Below are 472 nucleotides of genomic sequence, written 5' to 3' on the forward strand. Positions count from 1 at the left end.
GTGCCGGAGCCACCGCCTCCTCCGCCCTCGCCGCGCTCGCGGTGATCTGCGCCGGACCGGTCACCGCCTACGTACGCAGCCGGGAGCGCGGCGACGAGATGCGGGGCTGGGGGCAGCGGCTCGGCGTGGACGTCCGGGTGGCGGACTGGGCCGAGGGGGCGCGGGCACTCACCGCGCCGCTCGTCATCGCCACGACCCCGGCGGGCACGACCGACGTGGTCGCCACCGACGTACCGGAGCACCCCGGCATCCTCTTCGAGGTGCTGTCCGAGCCGTGGCCGACCGCGCTGGCCTCGGCCTGGTCCGCGCGCGGGGGCGGGGTCGTCGGCGGGCTCGACCTCCTCGTCCATCAGGGGCTGCTCCTGGTCGAGCGGATGACCGGCCGGGTTCCCGGCCCCCTCGGCGCCATGCGGCTGGCCGGGGAAGCGGCGCTCGCGGCCCGCTGACCCGGCACGGCGTCCGTCTGCTGGAC

General features: G+C 77.8%; 1 protein-coding gene. It reads left to right on the forward strand.

Annotation, left to right across the window (positions count from 1 at the left end):
- Nucleotides 1-446, forward strand: a 446-nt coding sequence (locus V2J85_RS40490; protein WP_474064978.1) for a Rossmann-fold NAD(P)-binding domain-containing protein, incomplete at its 5' end; no start/stop codon positions are given.
- Nucleotides 447-472 lie beyond the last annotated feature (26 nt).

It is taken from the genome of Streptomyces bugieae, assembly GCF_036352915.1.
Taxonomy (GTDB): Bacteria; Actinomycetota; Actinomycetes; order Streptomycetales; family Streptomycetaceae; genus Streptomyces; species Streptomyces endophytica.